This window comes from Fructilactobacillus sp. X3R2C1, from assembly GCF_059901235.1.
The window spans coordinates 326,489-346,639 of sequence record NZ_JBWXVA010000002.1; the positions used below are offsets into that span (position 1 = coordinate 326,489).

The window sequence follows — 20,151 nt, forward strand, 5'->3', positions numbered from 1 at the left end:
ATTCAAGTGGAGGCTAAACATCATGTTAATCTACATAATTACTTTACTATGGATTCTTTTATTAATCTCACTAACAATCGGAATCACGCGGAAACAAGACAAAAAGATTATTAAGGGTGTCGTCTATACGCGCGCGTTTTACATTCTTTTGTTGATTAGTGAAGTGGTTTTTACCCTGAATCACTTTAACGAGCATCGTTATTTGGTCTCTTTAAGTTTTATAATGACAATCGTCGCGATTTCTTTCATTGATATTTGTTACCAGAGAAAAATCCAAGGTAATTTAAAACCCTACGTAATTTTATTGACACTGATTTCGATTTTAATCTCAATTGGGCTTTTGTTTTTCATTCAATAACTACTACTAAAAAATCATCCAATCACTTGGATGATTTATTTTTTTGCATTTTTTCAGCTAACCGAATTGATTCATCAACTAGCTCCGCTTGCGCATCAATCACAGGGTAGTCATGATTACCAGCTCGCTCTTCTGCTACCGAAATCTCAGTACAACCTAAAATCACTACATCGCTATCCAATTCATTAACCATTTGATTTAAAATATGATGGTATAATTTTGGATCGACATAATCGTGCTCCTTAACACCTTTATAAATTAAATCCATCGTCTCGTCCGCAATTTCAGCGGTCGGGTGCACAACTTTATATCCAGCTTTAGTAATTTCTTTATCATATACCTTGTCCTTTAGAGTTCCCTTAGTGGCAATTAGCCCCACTCTTTTAGCGTGTGGAAACTTCTTAGCAATTGCAGCTACCGCTAGCCTAGGCATATGCAAAATTGGAACATCCGTCATACTCTGTAACTGATCATAAAAATAATGGGCAGTATTACATGGTAACGCAAAAAATTCTGGTCCCAGTTTGCTCTGTTGTTTAATATCTTCTTCAAGTGGAACTAGTGGGCTCGGATTATTTTCTGGGTCAGTAATATAATCCGTCCTGTCCGGAACCGTCGCATGATTAACTAATATATAATTTAAATAATCTTGATCACAGTGAGCTGGGGTCCGTTGATTTAGTAAATGAACATAACTCTCAGTCGCTTGGGTCCCCATCCCACCAATAATTGTGAAAAACTTTTTCATTATCTTATTCCTTATTCATATGAAAATATTTTTTGAAGTTTTTTGCGTAATTATGGTCCATCCATTTCATAAGTAGCCAACGCATGAAGTTTTCATCTTTTTTATACCAAAAAGTCGTTCCCCACTGACCTTTTTTGATCAGCTCTTCTGCCTTCTTTTTATCTTCATTATCTTTGGCATACTTACGAAAAACACGATTGGGCACCCCTAACCATAAATAATATTTCTTAGGATCTTGATTGGCATACACTGTCTTTTGGTCCGCTAGGTCATCTTGAACGTAATCACGAACCACCCATTGAGCAAGGTTATATCCATTTAGGGTGACAAAGAAACTGCTGCGTCCCTGTCTCAAATTGATTTCAAACAACTTGTACGTATCGTCTCTAACATCATACTTCATGTCAAAATTAGCATACCCAGTAAATTCAATCGACTCTAAAAACTGTTGAATCTGATCATAAATCCGTTGATCAAAGTCAGGAATAATCGTGACGTAGTTACCAATTGCAGACGGTGCCGGATCTTCCAAAAGTGGATGGCCTAAACACATCATCTTCACGTGATGATTCTTGTCAACATAAGCATTTAAGACGCGCATGTTGCTGTCATCACCTGGGATGAAATCTTGGACGATCAAGTCGGAAGTATAACCATTATTATAAATTTTTGAAACAATGTCACGATACTCGGCATCGCTTTTAATAGTAAAAGCTTTCTTTCTTCCCTTAAAACGGATATCCAACCATTCCACACTATTGGTGGGTTTAAGTGCAATTGGATAATCAAATGGTTGATCGAAGTCGTTATCTTCAAAATTGCTTTTGGAAATAATCTTGGTGCCGGGATATGGCATTCCATACTTATCACACATTTTATAAAAATTTTCTTTACTATTAAGTTGTTTTATTAACGAATAATCAACGTATGGACAGACAAAGACATCTTCTAAATCTTTCTTATGTTTAGAAATTAACTCAGCATAACCATCCCCACATCCAATTAAAATGACCGGTTCTTTGTGGTTGGCATACTTCTTTTTTAACTTTTTCATCTCTTCAAACCATACGGGATCCTCACTAAAGCCGGGAATAAACGTCAGATCCACAATTTTGGTAAATCTTGTGGGGGCTAATCGTTCCTGGGCATAAGCCTTGACACGCTTACCATACAACTCGTAGAAAGAACGCGCCATCCCGTACACATTAAAGTCACTTCCAAGTAAGATCGGAGTGAAATCTGGAACTTTCTCATTTATCATTACCATTTAAACCCTCCAAGTAATCTTCCACGATAACCGAATCGGTTGGATAAGGTGTATCAACACCATTAATCTTTTGATAAGGATCGCGTCCTTTACCCGCTACTACAATAATATCTCCACGTTTACCAAAATTAATGGCCTTTTTAATGGCTTTTTCACGATCCATTTCGAAATGAACGTCAACCTTATCATGATCGATATGACTATCAATTTCCTTTGCAATCTTCATGGGATCTTCATAAGCGGGGTCGTCAGTAGTTAAAAACGCTACATCGGCATTTTGAGTCAACGCCTTGCCAAATCCCTCTCGACGGTCAATTCCCTTATTGCCCGGGCTTCCAACCACTACAATAACTTTTCCACTAGGGTCTTGTCGTTTTAAAAATCCTAGTAATGCATTCATACTAGCATAATTATGAGCATAATCCACATGAACGTTCCCATGGTTTTTAGACTTAAAGATTTCCATTCTTCCAGGAATTTTTGCTCCTGCCAAACCATCTAACATATCACCACGTTTAAAGCCAGCAAGTCCAGCCGATATGATCGAAGCGGTTGCATTGGATTCATTGTAATCACCTGGAATACCAATGCGATAATTTCCGTCTAAGCCTAACTTTTTAGCTTTACCAGAAATGGAACTTAATTGAATATCGTTATCAGTCAAGCTATCTGAAACTGGCTCGTACGTGAAATCAAGGTCGATTTCAAGTTGTGGAGTCGTCCCCTTTTTACCAAACAAATAAATATTTTGGGGATCAGTTGTGGTTTTGGCAGCATAATAAATATCAATCAGGTGGTCTGAATCGGCATTCAAAATGCACTTATTTGAATTAACCAAGAGTTGTTCTTTACAGTGCAAATAGTTTGCAAAAGTCGGATGCTCGTTTTCCCCAATGTGATCGGGAGAAATATTTAAAAAATTACCTACGTTATACTTTAATCCAAAAACCCGATTTTTTAAGTATGCCTGAGACGAAACTTCCATAATGAGATATTTCATCCCATTATCGACAGCGGATCTCATATTCTTAAAAATATCTAGTGATTCTGGAGTAGTTAGATGTGACTTAAATGTTTGATTTGGTTCATTACCAACCACGGTATTGATAGTTGAAAATAAGGCGGTTTTATTCCCACTCGCCTTCCTAATTGCATCCCGAGTGAAATATGAAGAGGTCGTTTTCCCCTTAGTACCCGTAAAGGCAATGATGAACAAATCGTCTTGTGGATAATTGAAAAATGCAGCAGAGATCAAAGACATTGCTTTTTGAATGTTAGTAACCAAAATCTCATTCATTCCGTTACTTTCAGATAAATGATCTTCACACACGATTCCAGTTGCTCCAGCCTTTTTTGCTAACGTAACAAATTCAGGCTTAAAGTTTCCCTTTCCAAAGAATAAGGTTTTCGGTTTTATGTCTCGTGAATCATAACTAACATAGTTAAAATCATTATCATTAGTCTGATTAACTGATTTTAATAAGTCATGTTCACGAAGAATATTTTTAATTTCTTGAATGCTTAGTGACAAAAAATTCAGCTCCATTCCGCTAATTTTTGTAATGGAAATCCAAATAAATCATTCGGACTTTAATTTTGTTTTTAATTTACTCCTAGACAATTCTACCAAAAGAAAGAGATAATGACTAACTCAAAACCAATAATGAAAACATAAATTAATATAATAAAAAACATTCTGCGTAAACTAAATTAATTCCAGTTCACACAGAATGTCTTTTTACTACTTAACATCTTTTAATTTTTGCTCACTAACATTATCCAATCGGTCACCAACTGCATTCACCATCTTCAAACATTTTTCAATATCATCCTGGCTCATATCCAAAACAGAAAAACATTGATTAACGTGTTCATATACTTTATCACGACGTTCCTTAGCGTATTCTGTAGTGTCAACGATGACAACTCGTTCATCTTTATGACTACGTGTTCTTGTCACCCATCCCTGCTTTTCAAGCCGTTTCAACAACGGAGTTAAAGTCCCACTATCTAAGTCTAAGTAAGATCCAAGCTCACGAACGGTCATTGGGGCATGTTCCCATAACACCAACATGGTAATGTATTGTGGATAAGTTAAATTAAATGGAGATAAAACGATTTGGTAGTACCGACTAAACTTTTTACTTGTATTATAGATTCCAAAACACAACTGGCTTTCAATCTTACGTGGTTCAACCATTATAATCTCTTCTTTCTAAACACTCTTGTACTATCTTATATTTTACACAATTAAATAATAAATACAAGGATACCACAAAATTGAGTGTTTATTTTACGACATTTTTATTGTATGATTGAAAGGTAGTAATTGCCCGAGTGGCGGAATTGGCAGACGCGCAGCGTTCAGGTCGCTGTTCAGTTTACTGAGTATGAGTTCGAATCTCATCTCGGGCATTCGTTACTAACAAGACGTTATCAAGCTTATTGATATCGTCTTTTTTCATTAATAGTAATTAAATTATGTAAACAAAAAGAGTGGACAATTGTCCACTCTCTCACTACTTTTTATCTAATATAATCGCCTAGATCGTAAATTAATTGGTTCTTAGCTTGGTAATAATAATTGCGTAATGGATGAAGATGGTTATTTTTAACGATCCATGGCTTATCAAAATTAGTGTAATGAATAATCACAGGGTGCTTAAGTGCATTTGCCTCAGCTGCTCGACGCTCTGGGATAGGATTTAATCCACTCTCACCCTTAACTAGATGACTTTGCAAATTATACTTAGGGTCAAGTTTTTTCCAGTGTCCATTAAAAATGGCGTTTAGAGCATCTTGGTCTTGATACTTCAGCATATCAGGTTTATCAATTGCTAACTTTCTAACCTTTTCAGAAGTATCATTATCATTCCAAGCTTTCGTATCAATCAGCAATAGACCAGCGTTAAAATATTGACCCGGCTCATCACTAATATGCATCCTTTTTAACCGATCAACGTAGCCAGAATCCTCAACGGCACCGACAATATTGCCATCAAGATCGGTATTAAAAAGATTCGAAATATCACCCACACATACCATGTCAGCATCCAAATAAAGGATTTTAGGTTCATGAACTTCTTCAGGAATCTCAATTCGATAGTAAGTGTTTTCCTTAATTGCACTATCCGGAGATTTTACATTAGCATCCTTATATGCAGCGGTGTTGGGTTGCAAAAAGTTAATTGCCTTACAGTTGTCGTAGACTTTTTCCAGGGCCTTTAACAAATCAGCACTGTTGGAACTTAAATGATCATTAACAACGTAAAACGTGAAAATTGAATTCTTATTATGGTTCAATATTGACGAATAGTTGACTGCCAGCGGTATCGCCATATTGTTATCAGTAGTAGATGCAATTGTAATCATACACATTATCCCCTTCAAAAATATTTGAAACTATTTGGCCACTTGTAAAAATAAGTATCACTAATTTTCGTAGCGATATTTATAAAAGTGGACCACTTTATGACCTATCTATTTCGAACAACAACAACGTTTACCGTCGCATTTTTACTTCCAATGGTAATGGTAGCGTTATTATTCTCAAATCGATATCCAGTTGGAGCAATTAAAGTTTGCTTTTCACCTGGGATACCAGTAACTGAAGTTGCATTCACGTACTGCTCCTTTTTATTTACAAAATTAACTTGTTCAGTTATGGAAATCGAAGGGACATTGTAGTTGGTTGCCCAAATCCAATTACCGGGATGTGATTGTCCATCTGCAAGACTTAAATTATTCTGCAATTGATTGTTATTATCAATGTTCATCCAATTGGGTGATTTAACAGTGTAATCTTTTCCGTCAAATACAAACTGGGTACCCACTACCGGTTCTGGAATAATTGGACCTGCACCAGGTGCATCAGGAGCCTTTAAGATTGTCTTATCACCTAACTTAATTTGGTGAAGATTATTATCACCCTTCATGAAAGCGGACAATCCATTATATTTACCCTTAGAAGCTGCCTGAGTATCGAAGCTAGTTAAATCTAGGCTTTGTAACTGATGGTCATCCTGAAACATATTACTCAAACTACGATTATTAGGATTAATTTTAAAACTCGTTAAACCGGCAATGTTTTTAACAGCATAGTCATAAACAAACATTGAACTCATATCAATAACTTTAGAAGTGTCAAAATGACTGACGTCGATGTCTTTAAGAAGAATATCGGCACCAAACATCAGTCTCATACGATTAACATTTGAGGTGTCAAAGTGAGTGACATCAACACTTTTTAGTGCTGTATCACCATTAAACATATAATCCATACCAGATACTTTTGATGTATCCAATTTATCGAGACCATTAATAGTTTGCAGGTTTTTTAAACCTTGATTGCCCTGGTGGAGTGGGTCATCATCTGCCGATTGAGAAAAAAGATAATCAGAATTTGATGGGGCATACATCTTATCTTGGATATTAATAACTTGCGCATCATTTAAAGCCTGACGTAAATCTCCAAGTTGTGAATATGCATAGGTTCCCAAGGTTTTATCTTTACCGCTCAACGTTAAAGTCCGATTGATCTCATTATAGTTCCAGTTGACCTGTCCCCACGTACCACTATCATATCTTAATTTAGAAATCCTAGGTCTAGCTTGTGAGGTCATTTCCTTAGTATCCGTTGCTGCTGCATATGTAGTTTCAGTGTGATTTGCTGAACTATTCATCTGCAAGCCAAAGAATAAACCAACGGTCACACCTGCGATTAATGCTCCCTTAGTTACCTTTTTCATTAGATCATCTCACTCTCTTATATTTCCTTACACTTCTAAAGTAGGCCATAAATGCCGTCATGTCAACATTTATGCTTTATCATGTGAAAAAAATACCATAATAATTACATTAATTATGTAAAAAGAGAATAATAATGTGCGTTATTATTCCCTCTTTTAGTTTCTATAAATCTATATCATTGGATTTATATAGTTATAATCTATCCATAAAAACATTGATTAAACTATCACCATGCCAATAAAAATCATTGGAGTCTATGTAAGAACCAGAAGTATTAGCTTCTGGTTCTACAATAACTAGTCGTTTAGACGAATAGTAGCGTGATAAGAACTACCATCTGTGGCCTTGCCAAAATAATCGTCTGTAATCGAGCGAAAAACCATTTTCCCGTTCGGTAAGTTCAAATATTCGGCATCATATGGAAAAACAACGGAGTAATTGTTTTTATTTCCAATACTGTAATAGTAAATAGTTCTACCACTAAGCCGAACGCTTCGATCTGTACTTGGAACTACTAGTTTAAACTCCTTCATTATGACTCACCTCCTTTCCCATCAAAAAAGGTCATACTACGAAGTAGCATGACCTAAATGGTATTTCAGAGTATTCATCATATTGAAATACGAATAAATTCGCATAGTTGTTTTAATTTCAAATCTTATAACAAGACATAGGCTATCATTAAATGATTTTTCACGTACTCAATAACACTTATCTTCCACCAACTTATCATTTATGACAGTATTAATTACGGTGTTAAAAGCTTCTCACACTTTCTAACACCACGTGAACACTATTTCCTACATTAGCGTTCACAAAATTATCTAGTTATTTTTAATCTCAACATTCAATATTTCATTATGAATCTCTTACTGCTTACTTCACAATTTAGATTATAAACTTTATTAAAAACAACGACAATAGAGTCTTAAATTTCACAAAACATAATTATAATACCTTGACATCAGTATTTACCCTAATTATTAATTCACTTTTGTCTCATAATATAATAATTATTATTATATAATATAACCAATCAGTCGCTTTATTGACAAAAATTTACTGCATAATTTTAGCGATTAAAACATAATTTGATATAATTAACCAATGGAGGAAATAATATGAAAACAAAAGCTTATGAAACTTATAATTTAGTTGAATACGATAAAAATCTTCCTTATGAAGTTGGCGATTTAGTCGAAGTTACATTTGTTAACCCAACTGGCTTAGGTGATAACCAAGACGATTGGTTAAAAGTCGTGAGACATGACGTTGGTGAATCAACCAGTATTCATGATGAATTCAGGTTTAATTCAAAATGCATCAAAGCAGTAAAGAAGTCAAACTAAAAAAAGGTCCTCACAAAAGTGAGGACCTTTTTTTAAGCATTATCATGTGCAATTTTAGCGGCAGTAGCGCCAGCAATAGCTCCAACAATATCATCAATAAAAGTATTGACAATTTGACCGTTTGTATCGAGTTCTTTTACAATTCCATTTTTATTAGTGTCAATTTCACCATAATTAGTAACCCCAATCGTCCCATAGATTGAAGCAATTCCAAGTGCCAACGTTTCATCAACGCCAAACACCCCCAAATCATGGGAGACAATGCTTTCAAGTGGCTCTTCTAACTCGCCAGCTTGTGCTAAACGATCTAGTTCAAGCCCTACCATCGCATTGTTCAATACTTCTCTTTTATGCAAAATATCATTAACAATTCCACAAACATAGTCTAAATCAGGAACATTTGAATATTTTTTCTGTAAGTCAATTGCAATCTGTGCAATATCTTTAATCGTTACTCCATGTTCATTCAGTCGCTTAAGCACAAAATTATACGCCTGAGTGTCAGGATATTTATAGTCTCCTCGATCTACCATTAGTTAATCTTCCTCCATATCTTTCATCAGGGTCATATCATATTCGTTTGGATAATTATCTTGAGTAATCATCATTGTTATCACGCTTTTATCCTTAAGATGACCCTTTATAATAGCATCAACATACATCTCTTTATGAAAATCTCTTTGGAATTCGGCAAAACTTGATAAAAATCTAAAGTTTAAAACCACGTCACTACTATTTCTAGAACTTGAAACGCCAATAACATCTATTATTTTACTCTTCTTCATCTCGTTAACTATCGGAATAACGACATTCTTATAAAATATTTCAACTTCACGTAATTTTTGAGTTAAATTATGAATTCGTTGATTAATTACGTTACACTTCTGAAAGTCAGTATTATTCAACTCTTTCATCCCATTCAACAAATAATCCTTATCATTATTGAGTAGGGCATTTTTTAAATCCGCTGACTTTTGATCGTCATCCCCATCGTTTAAAACACTAGCTAATTCATCAATTGTGTTCACGTCATAATCATTTTTGAGTTGATCAAGATTCATGATCCAGTGTAAATACTGCTTTTTAAGCTGCTCCAACTCTTCATCAGCCGCCATTAATTGATTCTTTAATTGATTAAAATAATTAAATTCAACTACGTCCATTTTTCACTCCACCACTATAAGACTGCCATTAGCATAAATCCGGTTGCAATTAGGTTATTTAAAAAGTGGACCCCAATCGAAACTTCAATTTTCCCCGTTTTCTTGTATACATACGCTAAAATCATTCCCAAAATAGCATAAATCATAAAACTAATCACGTTAGAACTCATATGACCACAAGAAAAAAGTAACCCACTAAAAACAATTGGCAGCCAAAACGCATTTTGATTAAAAAAGGCATTAATAAAAAATCCTCTAAACACCAATTCCTCTAACACTGGGGATAAAAAAATCGCCGAAAAGCTCATCAAGACCAACACCGTCATGTTACTTTGAAAAAGACTTAAAATGGCATTATTATTCTTTGTTCCCAGTTGGTTAAAAATCAATTTATTTAAAACTTGAAGCACAATCTCAATAACAAAAAAGCTAAAGATTGACAATAAAATAATCTTTAAATCGTGACCAGTAAGCCGATGACTTCGTTGCCTGTACACACTTCGATAAGCCCATAGCGCTAAACTAATTACGACAAGAAAAATAACAATGTAAGAGGATCCATAAAGAAAAGCCTTGAATCCATGATAATCGTGAATTCCAATCATTTGAACTGGTACTTGAACCGCAAAAATCAAAAAAATTAGTCCAATAAATACAACGGCTCTTTTCAAAAATTTAATTAAACTCATTTCCCACTTCATTAATCCAATTCATCTCCAAATTTTTCCACTAACATAGAATACCATAATAATAAGGTCTGAAACAAAGAAGGAAAATTAGTGTTCAAATCTATCGTTAACCTAACTGATTCGAAATGATATACTAAAAGACGTTATTAAACTAAAAGAGGAGCTAAGCATGGTGATTATTACAGCTGGAATGATTGGTGTCGGTAAGACAACCTTAACGGGAAAAATTGCCGCACATTATGGAACAGAGCCCTTCTACGAGCCAGTGGGAGACAATCCTGTTTTGCCACTTTATTATAAAGATCCAAAACAGTATGGCTTCTTACTCCAAATATACTTTTTAAATAAACGCTTTTCGATGATTAAAAAGGCGTTAAAACAAGACAACAACGTGTTGGATCGATCTATTTACGAAGACGCGCTTTTCACCAAAGAAAATAATGCTGAGGGAAATATTTCTGACGTTGAATTAGAAGTTTATTTAAAACTACTTGAAAATATGATGGATGAACTTAAAGAGCTTCCAAAAACAAGTCCCGACCTTTTAGTCTATGCCTACAGCGATTTCGACACCATCTTATACCGAATCCAAAAGCGTGGTCGTGATTATGAACAATGGGACAACGATCCAGGACTGGAAGAATATTATTACAAAATGTGGAAAGCTTACCAAAAATGGTATGACGAATACAACGTCAGTCCTAAGATGAAAATTAATCTTCAAAAGTACGATCTAGAAGATCCCCAAAACGTTTCTAAGGTATTGGCAAAAATTGATAAAAAATTAAAAACGATCCGATAAAAAAACTTTGAACACGATGTTCAAAGTTTTTTTATCTCTACTTAGACAATTCATAAATTGACTGACCGTAAATCGACATTGCCAAAATCAAATCATTAACAGGTGTGTATTCGTTAGCTTGGTGCATCGTGTCCTCTGTTCCTGGGAAAAGTGCTCCAAAGGCAACCCCACGTTTCATCATTCGCGCATACGTACCACCACCAACAACTTCTGGTTGAGCGTCATCCTGATCAGTTTGATCGCGATAAACACCCATTAAGGTTTTTACAATGGGATCGTCTGCATCAACAAAGTGGGGCACCATTTGCGAAATTTGTTTGGTTGACCCGTTAAACCGATCAGCGGCATCTTGAACTTTAGCTAAAATTTTATCAGTCGTAATCCCCTTGGGATACCTAAAGTTAGTGTTGACCATCCCACCATTTTCATGATCAAAATTCATTAGACCGACGTTCATGGTTAGTTCTCCCATCACATCATCAGTAAAATTAAGCCCCAATTTATGAGCACGAGAATCATCATGCAGTTTTTCGTCGATGAAGTTCAGGATATTAGCACCACTAGTATCAAAACTATAATCAACCAAAAAGTCAGCTAAATAGGTTCCAGCATTGATACCGTTCTTAGGTTCCATTCCATGGGCTGCTTTCCCGACTACACTGATTTTAATATTGTTCCCTTCGATTTCATAGCTTCCAGTTACGGGAACCCTATCTAAATATTTTTCAAATTCATCGGCCATTTTGGAGACATCCGCAGCAACAACGTCAGCTTCTGCATCACGTGGTACCATATTTTCACGCAATCCGGCATTAAAATGCATCAGGGTGTTCTCACCATCACTTTTATTGGAAGCAAAATGCGTTTCAAGCGTCACATTACCCTTTTCCCCATTGATCAAGGGAAATTCGGCGTCTGGCGAAAATCCAAATGAAGGATCTGGTTCAACCTCAAAATAGCGTTTCATTCCAGTCCAGTCACACTCTTCGTCCGTTCCAATTATCAAGCGAATTTTGACCTTCGGCTGAATCCCTGCATCTTTAAGCATTCTTAATCCATAATAGGCCGCAAGTCCTGGTCCTTTGTCATCAGAAACTCCCCGACCAATTGCATTGTCACCCTCAAGCTTTAGTTCGAATGGATTAGAATCCCACCCTGCGCCACCAGGCATCTCATCAGCGTGTGACAAAATTGCCATGGTTTCATCGCCTGAACCATACTCAATGTATCCCACTACGTTATCAATGTTTTTCGTGGTGAACCCATCACGATCACCAAAAGAGAGAAACTGTTGTAATGCATGAGCTGGACCTGGGCCCAATGGGTATTCGTCCGTTGCGTGCTCCAAGTCCCTCGAACTATCAATTGAAATCAATTTTTTTAAGTCATTTAAGTAATCATCTTTGTAATTTTGTGCTTTATCTTTCCAGTCAATTGCCATGTTATACCCTCCTACTTAGTTATTCCTTATTCTAACATAATCAAGAAAGTAACAACTCATTTGGACAACATTCAACCAACGCATGATATAATGCATTCGAGGTGAACAAAATGAAGAAAATTGATAAATCAATTCTAACTAAAACCATCCGCATTCGACCCAAAAATAGTTTTAAAGGAACTTATGGTAAAATCGCTTTAGTTGGTGGAAACGAAAACTTTGGTGGTGCAATCATAATGAGTTCGCTTGGAGCAGTTTACTCTGGCGTTGGACTCACAACTACTATCACGGATCCAACGAATCAAAGTGCGCTCCACTCTTGGCTACCCGAAGCAATGTTTGCAGACTATAACGACACTGATCAAATGGTTCAACTCATTAAAGCTATGAAAGTTATTACCATTGGCTCTGGGCTTGGGACCGATGATCATAGTTGTGAAATTATGGAAACCGTATTTGATAATGTCACTCCTGATCAAATCCTCTTAATTGATGGTTCAGCCATCACGATGATCGCTGAACGTGGGTTAAAATTACCACAAGCCAAATTAATTTTTACTCCACATCAAATGGAGTGGCAACGTTTATCCGGAATTAAAATGGCCGATCAAACTGAGGCACGTAACAGAGAAGCCCGCGACAAAATTGGTGGGATTGTCGTTCTTAAATCTGATCGTACTCAGGTGTATACCCCAGATGAAGTATACCAAAACACGACTGGGACGCCTGCTCAAGCAACTGGAGGGATGGGTGATACTCTTGCTGGAATTATCGGTGGATTCGTTGCCCAATTTGACGACGAGGTTGATGCTGTTTTAGCAGCCGTTTATTCCCACAGTGCAATTGCCGATGAACTAGCAGCCACTCAATATGTAGTTCTCCCTCATCAAATCTCACAACGGCTTCCATGCTTCATGCATGAACACGAAGCATGAATTTAACTGATAAAAAAGAAGATCCTGACTGGATCTTCTTTTTTTATCGAATGTGTAAAAACTTCCTTACACTTTGCATCTTATTTCCTAAGACCTTATCAGCTACCCGACTTTTAAGTACCAAGAATAGGTACACAAATCCACCAGCTAACGTAGCCAAAATCGAAACAAACAAACTGATTAGTGAACTATTATAATTAACTACCATCCCAAACAAGAAGTTAGCTCCATAAACTACAATTAAGGCCACAAAGTATGTGATCAAAGCAAACACTAAAATTTTAACAGAATTAGATTTAATACTACTCATTTCCAATCCAAACTCATGTCTTAAGGAATGCACAATCAGATAGTTAGCAACTGTAAATCCAACTGCGGTTGCCATTAAGGCTCCAAAAGCTCCAAAGAAGTAAACTAAAGGAACTTGCGCAACTAACTTAATTACAATTCCAACCACAAAGTATTTAACTGCTCGTCTATTTTCAGAGATTCCTTGCATTAATGCGGTAACCACCGTAAACAAGCCTAGACTAATTGAAATGATAGCAGAAAACGTTAAAATGTCCGCTCCTAAATCCATATTGGCAGTTCCATAAAAGGTTCGGTTGATCGGACCAGCAATAGCTGCCATCCCTAAAGCTGCAGGAAGCATGACGAATTCAAATAATATTAACGCATTACTAAGTTGCTTACTAATTGAATGAATATCACCTTTGGTTCGGGCTTCAGAAAGCAACGGAACTACGGTAATTGCCAAGGCGGAAGCTAACGAAACCACAATCATAATCAATTTATTCGCATTAGCCGCAAAAATAGCATAAATATACTGTAAATTAGTATTAGTATAATTAGTTGCCCAACGCATAATACTAAAAAAGGAATATTGGTCAATTAATTGAAAAATGGTAATGCCAGAACCAAGAATAATAAACGGAACCGCTTGACTAATAATTTCTTTATAAAGATCGTTAGTCTTAACGTTAATAGCGTTATCACTTGAAGCAATAAGCCCCTGAAAATGATCACGTCGTCGCCAGTAATACCATCCTAGTGCTAAAAAACCAAAAATAGCACCGATGAAGGCGGCAAAAGTTGACTGGGTAACGGCGGTTACCCAACTTCCGTGGATCACGATCATAATGAAGAAGGCTGAAGCCAACATGTAAATGACACGCGCGAGTTGCTCAACAAATTGTGACATTGCTGACGGAGCCATCTGTTGGAAGCCTTGAAAATATCCACGAGTTAAACTCATCGCAGGAATAATTAGGACGGCCCATGCTAACGAACGAATCACCGGAACCGCATTTTTACCCCCACTACCAGCTAAGATTGGAGCAAAAAAATAGATTAAAAGTGCACAAACGACTCCGGTAATAACCGAAAGGGTAATTCCCTTCTTATAAAGTCGCGCACTTACCCCATACTCATTTAACGCATTATAATGGGCCACTTCTTTTGCAACCGCCGACGGAATCCCCGCAATGGCAATTGTCAAAAACTCACTATAAATGTTGTAACCCATGGTATACAACGTGTTGGCAAGCGGAAACAATGACGCTCCAAAAATCAATCGCCAAGGAATGATGTAAATGGCACCAAGAATTCGTGAGAGGATGCTTCCAATGGTCATCCAGGCTGATCCTTTAACCATCTTACCTTGTGATCTTTCACTATCTTCAATTTCTTCTTTTTCTAATTCATCTTGTTCGAAATCGTTGTTCACAAATTTCCCCTACTTTCACGTTACAAATATAAATTCTAACCATTTCGAAAATAATTTCAAATTTATTCAAGCTTAATTTGCAACAATATTAACAATTTTCTTTGGAACGACGATTACCTTTCTAACAGTCTTTCCATCAAGGAATGATTTAACATTTTCATCATTTAAAGCAACTTTTTCAGACTCGTCCTTCCCAGCATCCACGCCAACTTTAATGTGACCTCTCACTTTTCCATTAACCTGAACCACCAGCTCAACTTGGTCTTCTTTTAATTTACTTTCGTCAGCTTCTGGCCATTTGGCAAGTTCAATGGAATGATCATGACCCAACTTTTGCCATAATTCTTCGGCAACATGTGGCGTAATTGGTGAAAGAAGTTTAATGAAGCCTTCCGCGTACTTTTTAGGTAACCTTTGTGCTTTATATGCATCATTGATGAAAACCATCATTTGAGAAATGGCAACGTTAAAACGCATATTTTCAAAGTCATCAGTCACCTTTTTAACGGTTTGGTTATAAATCTTATCAAGCTTTCCGTCATTATCATCAACGATCACATCACTTACCGTGTCATCATCATTCATGTACAAGCGCCAAACTCGTTTAATCCAGCGGTTGGCACCAACAATTCCATCGGTATTCCACGGTTTAGATTCAGAAAGTGGTCCCATAAACATCTCATACAGTCGCAACGTATCAGCACCGTACTGTTTAACAATGTCATCGGGATTAACTACATTTCCCTTGGACTTTGACATTTTTTCATGATTAGTACCAAGAATCATACCTTGGTTAACTAATTTTTGGAACGGTTCTTTTGTTGGAACCACCCCTAAATCATAGAGCACCTTATGCCAAAACCGCGCATACAACAAATGAAGAACAGCGTGTTCAGCACCACCGACGTACAAATCAATTGGAAGCCAGTACTTCAATTTTTCTGGATCAGCAATCATTTTATCATTATGAGGATCAACGTATCTCAAGTAGTACCATGAACTGCCGGCCCACTGTGGCATCGTATTAGTCTCACGCTTACCATGACGACCGTTCTTATCTGTCACGTTCACCCAGTCAGTAAGATTGGCTAACGGACTCTCTCCGGTTCCAGACGGTTGAATGTCAGCCGCTTTAGGAAGCCGTAATGGTAACTGGTCTTCTGGAACTAAGGAAGTTGTGCCATCATCCCAGTGAATTACTGGAATGGGCTCACCCCAGTAACGTTGGCGACTAAAAATCCAATCACGTAATCGATAATTAACCTTTTTATTACCAGCATGATGATCCTTTAACCATTCGATAATTTTATCGATAGCTTGTTTTTTATTCAATCCATCAAGAAAACCGGAATTAATGTGAACCCCATCGCCCGTGTAAGGTGCATCATCAACATCACCACCCTCAATCACTGGAATGATGGGCAAATCGAACTTCTTAGCAAAATCAAAATCCCGTTGGTCATGAGCAGGGACGGCCATGACTGCACCGGTTCCGTAACTTGGCAGAACGTAATCACCAATCCAAATTGGAATTCTCTTTTGGTTCACAGGATTAATTGCGTAAGCTCCAGTAAATACTCCCGATTTATCTTTGTTTAAATCAGTTCTTTCAAGATCTGATTTAGAGGCAATTTTAGCCCGGTAGTTTTCTACATCGGCCTTTTGTTCTGGTGTCATAATTTTATCTACAATCGGACTTTCTGGTGAAAGCACCAGGTAAGACACCCCATAAATAGTATCAGGACGAGTAGTAAAGACTTCGATCTTTTCATCTTCTTCATTTACATCAAATGAGATACTAGCCCCAACGGAACGGCCAATCCAATTTCGTTGCATTTGTTTAATGCTTTCAGGCCAGTCTAAATCGTCAAGATCATCTAACAAACGGTCAGCGTAGGCAGTGATTTTCAAAACCCACTGTTTCATAGGTTTTCTGTAAACGTCATAACCACCACGTTCAGTTTTTCCATTAACAACCTCTTCGTTTGAAACAACGGTTCCACCCATGAAATCAGGGGCCCAATTAACCTCAATCTCATCTTCATAGGCTAATCCCATTTTGTACAGCTGTTCAAAAATCCATTGAGTCCATTTATAGTAATTAGGATCCGAAGTATTGACTTCACGATCCCAATCATAGGAAAATCCAAGCGATTTAATCTGACGTCTAAAATTGTCAATGTTTTTCTTCGTAAAATCACGTGGGTTGTGACCGGTCTTTAACGCATATTGTTCTGCCGGCAGCCCAAAGGCATCCCATCCAATTGGATGAAGGACATTTTTACCCTGCATTCGCTTAAAGCGCGCCATGATATCAGTGGCAGTGTAACCTTCTGGATGACCGACATGAAGCCCCTGACCTGATGGATAAGGAAACATGTCTAGCACGTAATATTTATCTTTCTCTTGTTTATCACTGGTTTTAAAAGTTTGGTGATCATCCCAATACTTTTGCCATTTCTTTTCAATTTTTGAATGATCGTAAGCCATCAAATTCACTCCTTATTAGTTCATTAAAAATCACCATAAAAAAAGCCTATAGAAAAACAATTCTATAGGACGAGGTTCCGCGGTACCACCTAAATTTCTCATAAGAGACCCTTGATTCCATAACGCGGAAAAACGTTTAGCTTTTAATTCGGCTAAAACTTCGATGATAAGTTCAATCATTCTATTTCCAAGTTTGCATCACCCACTTGGTTTCTGAAAAATAAAACAATCTAATACTTCACCTACATGATATATTATATGATTAAATAAACTCTACCAAATTTTATCCAAAAAAACAAGTTAATCACAAACAACTGATATAATAATTAGTGAGGTGTTTCAAATGAAACTACAATCAGCATTAAATTTTAGCCATACTCTACTAAAACAAATTGTTAAACCAGGTGAAACCGTAATCGATGGAACGGCCGGACTAGGCCACGATACCCTTTATTTAGCTCAACTCGTTGGTAAAAACGGCCATGTTTTTAGCTTTGATATTCAACCGAATGCCGTTTTAGCCACCAAACAACGCTTAACGAAATACGGTGAGCAAAAACAATGTCAAGTTATTCTTGATGGACATGAAAACGTTAAGAAATACGTTCAGAACAGTCCAATTGCGGCCGCAATTTTCAACTTAGGATACCTTCCCACTGGTGACAAAAAAATCATAACAAAACCCAAAACCACCATTAAAGCCGTCAGTGATATTCTTAAATGTTTAACTCCTAACGGAATCATCATTTTAGTACTGTACTATGGTCACGCTGGCGGCAAAGAAGAAAAGGAGCAGGTTTTAAAATTTGCTAGTAGCCTCGATCAACACAGTTACCACGTTTTAAAATACCAATTTATCAATCAAATCAATGATCCGCCAATCCTAGTAGCAATTCAAAAACGAACTAAGTAATGTTAGTTCGTTTTCTTTTGCATATTCTTATGGTCGAACCAGTTCACCACATACGATAAAATTACTAATAATAAAGCCAAAATAAAGATATGATGAATGGCACTGTAAAGAATCTCATGCAGCACGGGCAAAACCTGCTTGGATAAATTAACCGCCGTCTGGGGATTAATCAGTGTATTCATCATTTTTAAGTTAGTCCCTGGATGTTCACTAACCCCTTTTGCCATCGAAGTGTTCATCACAATTCCAAAGATGGAAATCATAATTGTTTGACCAAGGGTCCGACTCAGGGTATTAAACGAAGAAGCCACCCCAACGTGTTCTGGTGAAACCTCGTTTTGAACCGTAACGGTGGAAGTAGTAATGGTAATTCCAAAGCCAGTTCCTAAAACGGCTGAAAGAACAAAGAAAACCCAAAATGGCGTAGTAATCGGAAGCAGGACCATACAAATTGCTCCTAGCAAAACAAATGCCAAACTAAAGTTCATAATCTGTTGTGGCCGATACTTCAGAATCATTTTTCCCGAAATAAAAGAGCCAACCAGCCATAGAACGGAACTGGGTGTGATCGCAAAGCCCGCCATTGTGGCTTTTAATCCCAAAATTCCCTGAGTCCAATCGGGTAAATAAACCTCATATCCAAAAATAAAACCACTAATCAGAGCCGCAATTAAATTCTGGGTGACAAATGTCCGACTTTTAAACATCTGAATTGGAATTAGTGGATCAGTTGCTTTTTTCTCCTGCCGATAGAACAAAAATCCACTGATAATTGCGACCACTAAACATCCAATCACCATTATCCAATTGATTGGAGCTTCACTTAAGACTTGGAACATGTACATAACCGAAAACAAAAGAACCGCAATTAAGACGACGCCAGGTAGATCCATCTTACTTTCAATCTTGCGTTTTGGTTCGTGTAAAAATAACGCAATCAAAATAATCGTCAGTATCCCAATCGGAACATTAATGAAGAAAACCCAATGCCAAGAAAGGTTGTCAACCAAAAATCCGCCTAGTAATGGTGCAACCACTGAGGCAATTCCCCACGCTGATCCATTCAAACCAACCACTTGAGCTCGTTTTTCAAAAGAATACATGTCAGCAATAATGGTAAAGGATACTGGCATAATTACTCCTGCACCGACTCCTTGAACTGCTCGCCATAAAATCAATGTTCCCATACTATTGGACATTCCTGACAACATGGAACCAATAACAAAGACCACCAGACCAAATATAAAAACCGATTTACGACCTAATTGATCGGCTAACTTCCCATAAATTGGGGTGGCAATTGAATTTGTCAAAAGAAAAATTGAGAAAACCCAGTTCATCAACGACACCCCATGAAGATCACCGACAATCGTGGGCATTGCCGTCGAAACAATGGTTCCCTCAACTGCGCTCATAAATGTGGCAACAAATAATGCAATTGTCACAACTTTAACGTTTGTTTTACCCTTCATATTTCATCATCTTTCTATTTGATACAATAAAAAACGACCATTGAAGGTC

The 20,151-nt window shown here is 37.0% G+C and carries 19 protein-coding genes, 1 tRNA gene and 1 other annotated feature; of the genes, 6 read left to right on the top strand and 14 right to left on the bottom strand.

Annotation, left to right across the window (positions count from 1 at the left end):
- The first annotated feature begins 22 nt into the window (after positions 1-22).
- Positions 23-358, top strand: a complete 336-nt coding sequence (locus AC6UDB_RS03705) for a DUF1516 family protein (RefSeq protein ID WP_500693640.1) — start codon at positions 23-25, stop codon at positions 356-358.
- Positions 359-380: 22 nt separating this feature from the next.
- On the opposite strand, the gene AC6UDB_RS03710 is transcribed toward AC6UDB_RS03705, so the two are convergent.
- The 4 genes from AC6UDB_RS03710 to AC6UDB_RS03725 all read right to left on the bottom strand — a co-directional run bounded on the left by AC6UDB_RS03710 (position 381) and on the right by AC6UDB_RS03725 (position 4,573).
- Positions 381-1,106 (bottom strand): aspartate/glutamate racemase family protein, encoded by a 726-nt coding sequence (locus AC6UDB_RS03710; RefSeq protein ID WP_500709175.1) that lies wholly within the window; start codon positions 1,104-1,106, stop codon positions 381-383.
- Positions 1,107-1,110: 4 nt separating this feature from the next.
- Positions 1,111-2,367 carry a carboxylate--amine ligase gene (locus AC6UDB_RS03715; protein WP_500699538.1) on the bottom strand — a complete coding sequence of 419 codons (1,257 nt, stop codon included), beginning with the start codon at positions 2,365-2,367 and terminating at the stop codon, positions 1,111-1,113.
- A complete protein-coding gene (locus AC6UDB_RS03720; RefSeq protein ID WP_500699539.1) occupies positions 2,357-3,904 on the bottom strand; it encodes a UDP-N-acetylmuramoyl-L-alanyl-D-glutamate--2,6-diaminopimelate ligase in 1,548 nt (515 codons plus the stop codon). Before AC6UDB_RS03720 ends, AC6UDB_RS03715 begins: the two co-directional genes overlap by 11 nt.
- 210 nt (positions 3,905-4,114) lie before the next feature.
- On the bottom strand, positions 4,115-4,573 hold the full coding sequence (locus tag AC6UDB_RS03725; protein ID WP_500693637.1) for a MarR family winged helix-turn-helix transcriptional regulator: 459 nt from the start codon (positions 4,571-4,573) through the stop codon (positions 4,115-4,117).
- 131 nt (positions 4,574-4,704) lie between these two features.
- On the opposite strand from AC6UDB_RS03725, the gene AC6UDB_RS03730 reads away from it, so the two are divergent.
- A tRNA-Leu gene (locus AC6UDB_RS03730) sits at positions 4,705-4,788 on the top strand.
- A gap of 111 nt (positions 4,789-4,899) precedes the next feature.
- Here the strand turns inward: AC6UDB_RS03730 and AC6UDB_RS03735 are convergent.
- The 3 genes from AC6UDB_RS03735 to AC6UDB_RS03745 form a co-directional block, all read right to left on the bottom strand.
- Positions 4,900-5,745 (bottom strand): glycosyltransferase family 8 protein, encoded by an 846-nt coding sequence (locus AC6UDB_RS03735; RefSeq protein WP_500699540.1) that lies wholly within the window; start codon positions 5,743-5,745, stop codon positions 4,900-4,902.
- Positions 5,746-5,849: 104 nt separating this feature from the next.
- Complete coding sequence (locus AC6UDB_RS03740; RefSeq protein ID WP_500709176.1) at positions 5,850-7,121, bottom strand: BspA family leucine-rich repeat surface protein; 1,272 nt, start codon at positions 7,119-7,121, stop codon at positions 5,850-5,852.
- 297 nt (positions 7,122-7,418) lie between these two features.
- Positions 7,419-7,655: a hypothetical protein gene (locus AC6UDB_RS03745; RefSeq protein ID WP_500693634.1), complete on the bottom strand. Its 237-nt coding sequence runs from the start codon at positions 7,653-7,655 to the stop codon at positions 7,419-7,421.
- Positions 7,656-8,243: 588 nt separating this feature from the next.
- Here AC6UDB_RS03745 and AC6UDB_RS03750 point away from each other — a divergent pair.
- Positions 8,244-8,471 carry an SH3 domain-containing protein gene (locus AC6UDB_RS03750; protein WP_500693633.1) on the top strand — a complete coding sequence of 76 codons (228 nt, stop codon included), beginning with the start codon at positions 8,244-8,246 and terminating at the stop codon, positions 8,469-8,471.
- A gap of 32 nt (positions 8,472-8,503) precedes the next feature.
- On the opposite strand, the gene AC6UDB_RS03755 is transcribed toward AC6UDB_RS03750, so the two are convergent.
- From AC6UDB_RS03755 to AC6UDB_RS03765, 3 genes are read right to left on the bottom strand one after another with little or no spacing between them, the layout of a single operon-like run.
- Positions 8,504-9,004, bottom strand: a complete 501-nt coding sequence (locus AC6UDB_RS03755; RefSeq protein WP_500709177.1) for a phosphatidylglycerophosphatase A family protein — start codon at positions 9,002-9,004, stop codon at positions 8,504-8,506.
- A gap of 3 nt (positions 9,005-9,007) precedes the next feature.
- Positions 9,008-9,634, bottom strand: coding sequence for a hypothetical protein (locus AC6UDB_RS03760; RefSeq protein WP_500709178.1), 627 nt, complete (start codon positions 9,632-9,634; stop codon positions 9,008-9,010).
- A 14-nt stretch (positions 9,635-9,648) separates the two neighbouring features.
- On the bottom strand, positions 9,649-10,335 hold the full coding sequence (locus AC6UDB_RS03765; RefSeq protein ID WP_500709179.1) for a CPBP family glutamic-type intramembrane protease: 687 nt from the start codon (positions 10,333-10,335) through the stop codon (positions 9,649-9,651).
- A 157-nt stretch (positions 10,336-10,492) separates the two neighbouring features.
- Here AC6UDB_RS03765 and AC6UDB_RS03770 point away from each other — a divergent pair, with 157 nt between their 5' ends.
- A complete protein-coding gene (locus AC6UDB_RS03770) occupies positions 10,493-11,125 on the top strand; it encodes a deoxynucleoside kinase (RefSeq protein WP_500709180.1) in 633 nt (210 codons plus the stop codon).
- Positions 11,126-11,162: 37 nt separating this feature from the next.
- Here AC6UDB_RS03770 and pepV read toward each other — a convergent pair whose 3' ends face one another.
- Positions 11,163-12,566 carry a dipeptidase PepV gene (gene pepV, locus AC6UDB_RS03775; protein ID WP_500696766.1) on the bottom strand — a complete coding sequence of 468 codons (1,404 nt, stop codon included), beginning with the start codon at positions 12,564-12,566 and terminating at the stop codon, positions 11,163-11,165.
- Positions 12,567-12,676: 110 nt separating this feature from the next.
- Between pepV and AC6UDB_RS03780 the strand changes: the two genes are divergently transcribed.
- Complete coding sequence (locus AC6UDB_RS03780; protein WP_500699545.1) at positions 12,677-13,501, top strand: NAD(P)H-hydrate dehydratase; 825 nt, start codon at positions 12,677-12,679, stop codon at positions 13,499-13,501.
- Positions 13,502-13,544: 43 nt separating this feature from the next.
- Here AC6UDB_RS03780 and AC6UDB_RS03785 read toward each other — a convergent pair whose 3' ends face one another.
- Both AC6UDB_RS03785 and leuS read right to left on the bottom strand, forming a co-directional pair.
- Positions 13,545-15,227 carry a putative polysaccharide biosynthesis protein gene (locus AC6UDB_RS03785; protein WP_500709181.1) on the bottom strand — a complete coding sequence of 561 codons (1,683 nt, stop codon included), beginning with the start codon at positions 15,225-15,227 and terminating at the stop codon, positions 13,545-13,547.
- A gap of 72 nt (positions 15,228-15,299) precedes the next feature.
- Positions 15,300-17,717: a leucine--tRNA ligase gene (leuS, locus tag AC6UDB_RS03790; RefSeq protein ID WP_500709182.1), complete on the bottom strand. Its 2,418-nt coding sequence runs from the start codon at positions 17,715-17,717 to the stop codon at positions 15,300-15,302.
- Positions 17,718-17,779: 62 nt separating this feature from the next.
- Positions 17,780-17,973: a binding site (T-box leader), on the bottom strand.
- 87 nt (positions 17,974-18,060) lie between these two features.
- Between leuS and mnmM the strand changes: the two genes are divergently transcribed.
- A complete protein-coding gene (gene mnmM, locus AC6UDB_RS03795; RefSeq protein ID WP_500699547.1) occupies positions 18,061-18,630 on the top strand; it encodes a tRNA 5-(aminomethyl)-2-thiouridylate-methyltransferase MnmM in 570 nt (189 codons plus the stop codon).
- Positions 18,631-18,632: 2 nt separating this feature from the next.
- Here the strand turns inward: mnmM and AC6UDB_RS03800 are convergent, their stop codons facing one another.
- On the bottom strand, positions 18,633-20,102 hold the full coding sequence (locus tag AC6UDB_RS03800; RefSeq protein WP_500709183.1) for an MDR family MFS transporter: 1,470 nt from the start codon (positions 20,100-20,102) through the stop codon (positions 18,633-18,635).
- Between the last annotated feature and the right edge of the window lie 49 nt (positions 20,103-20,151).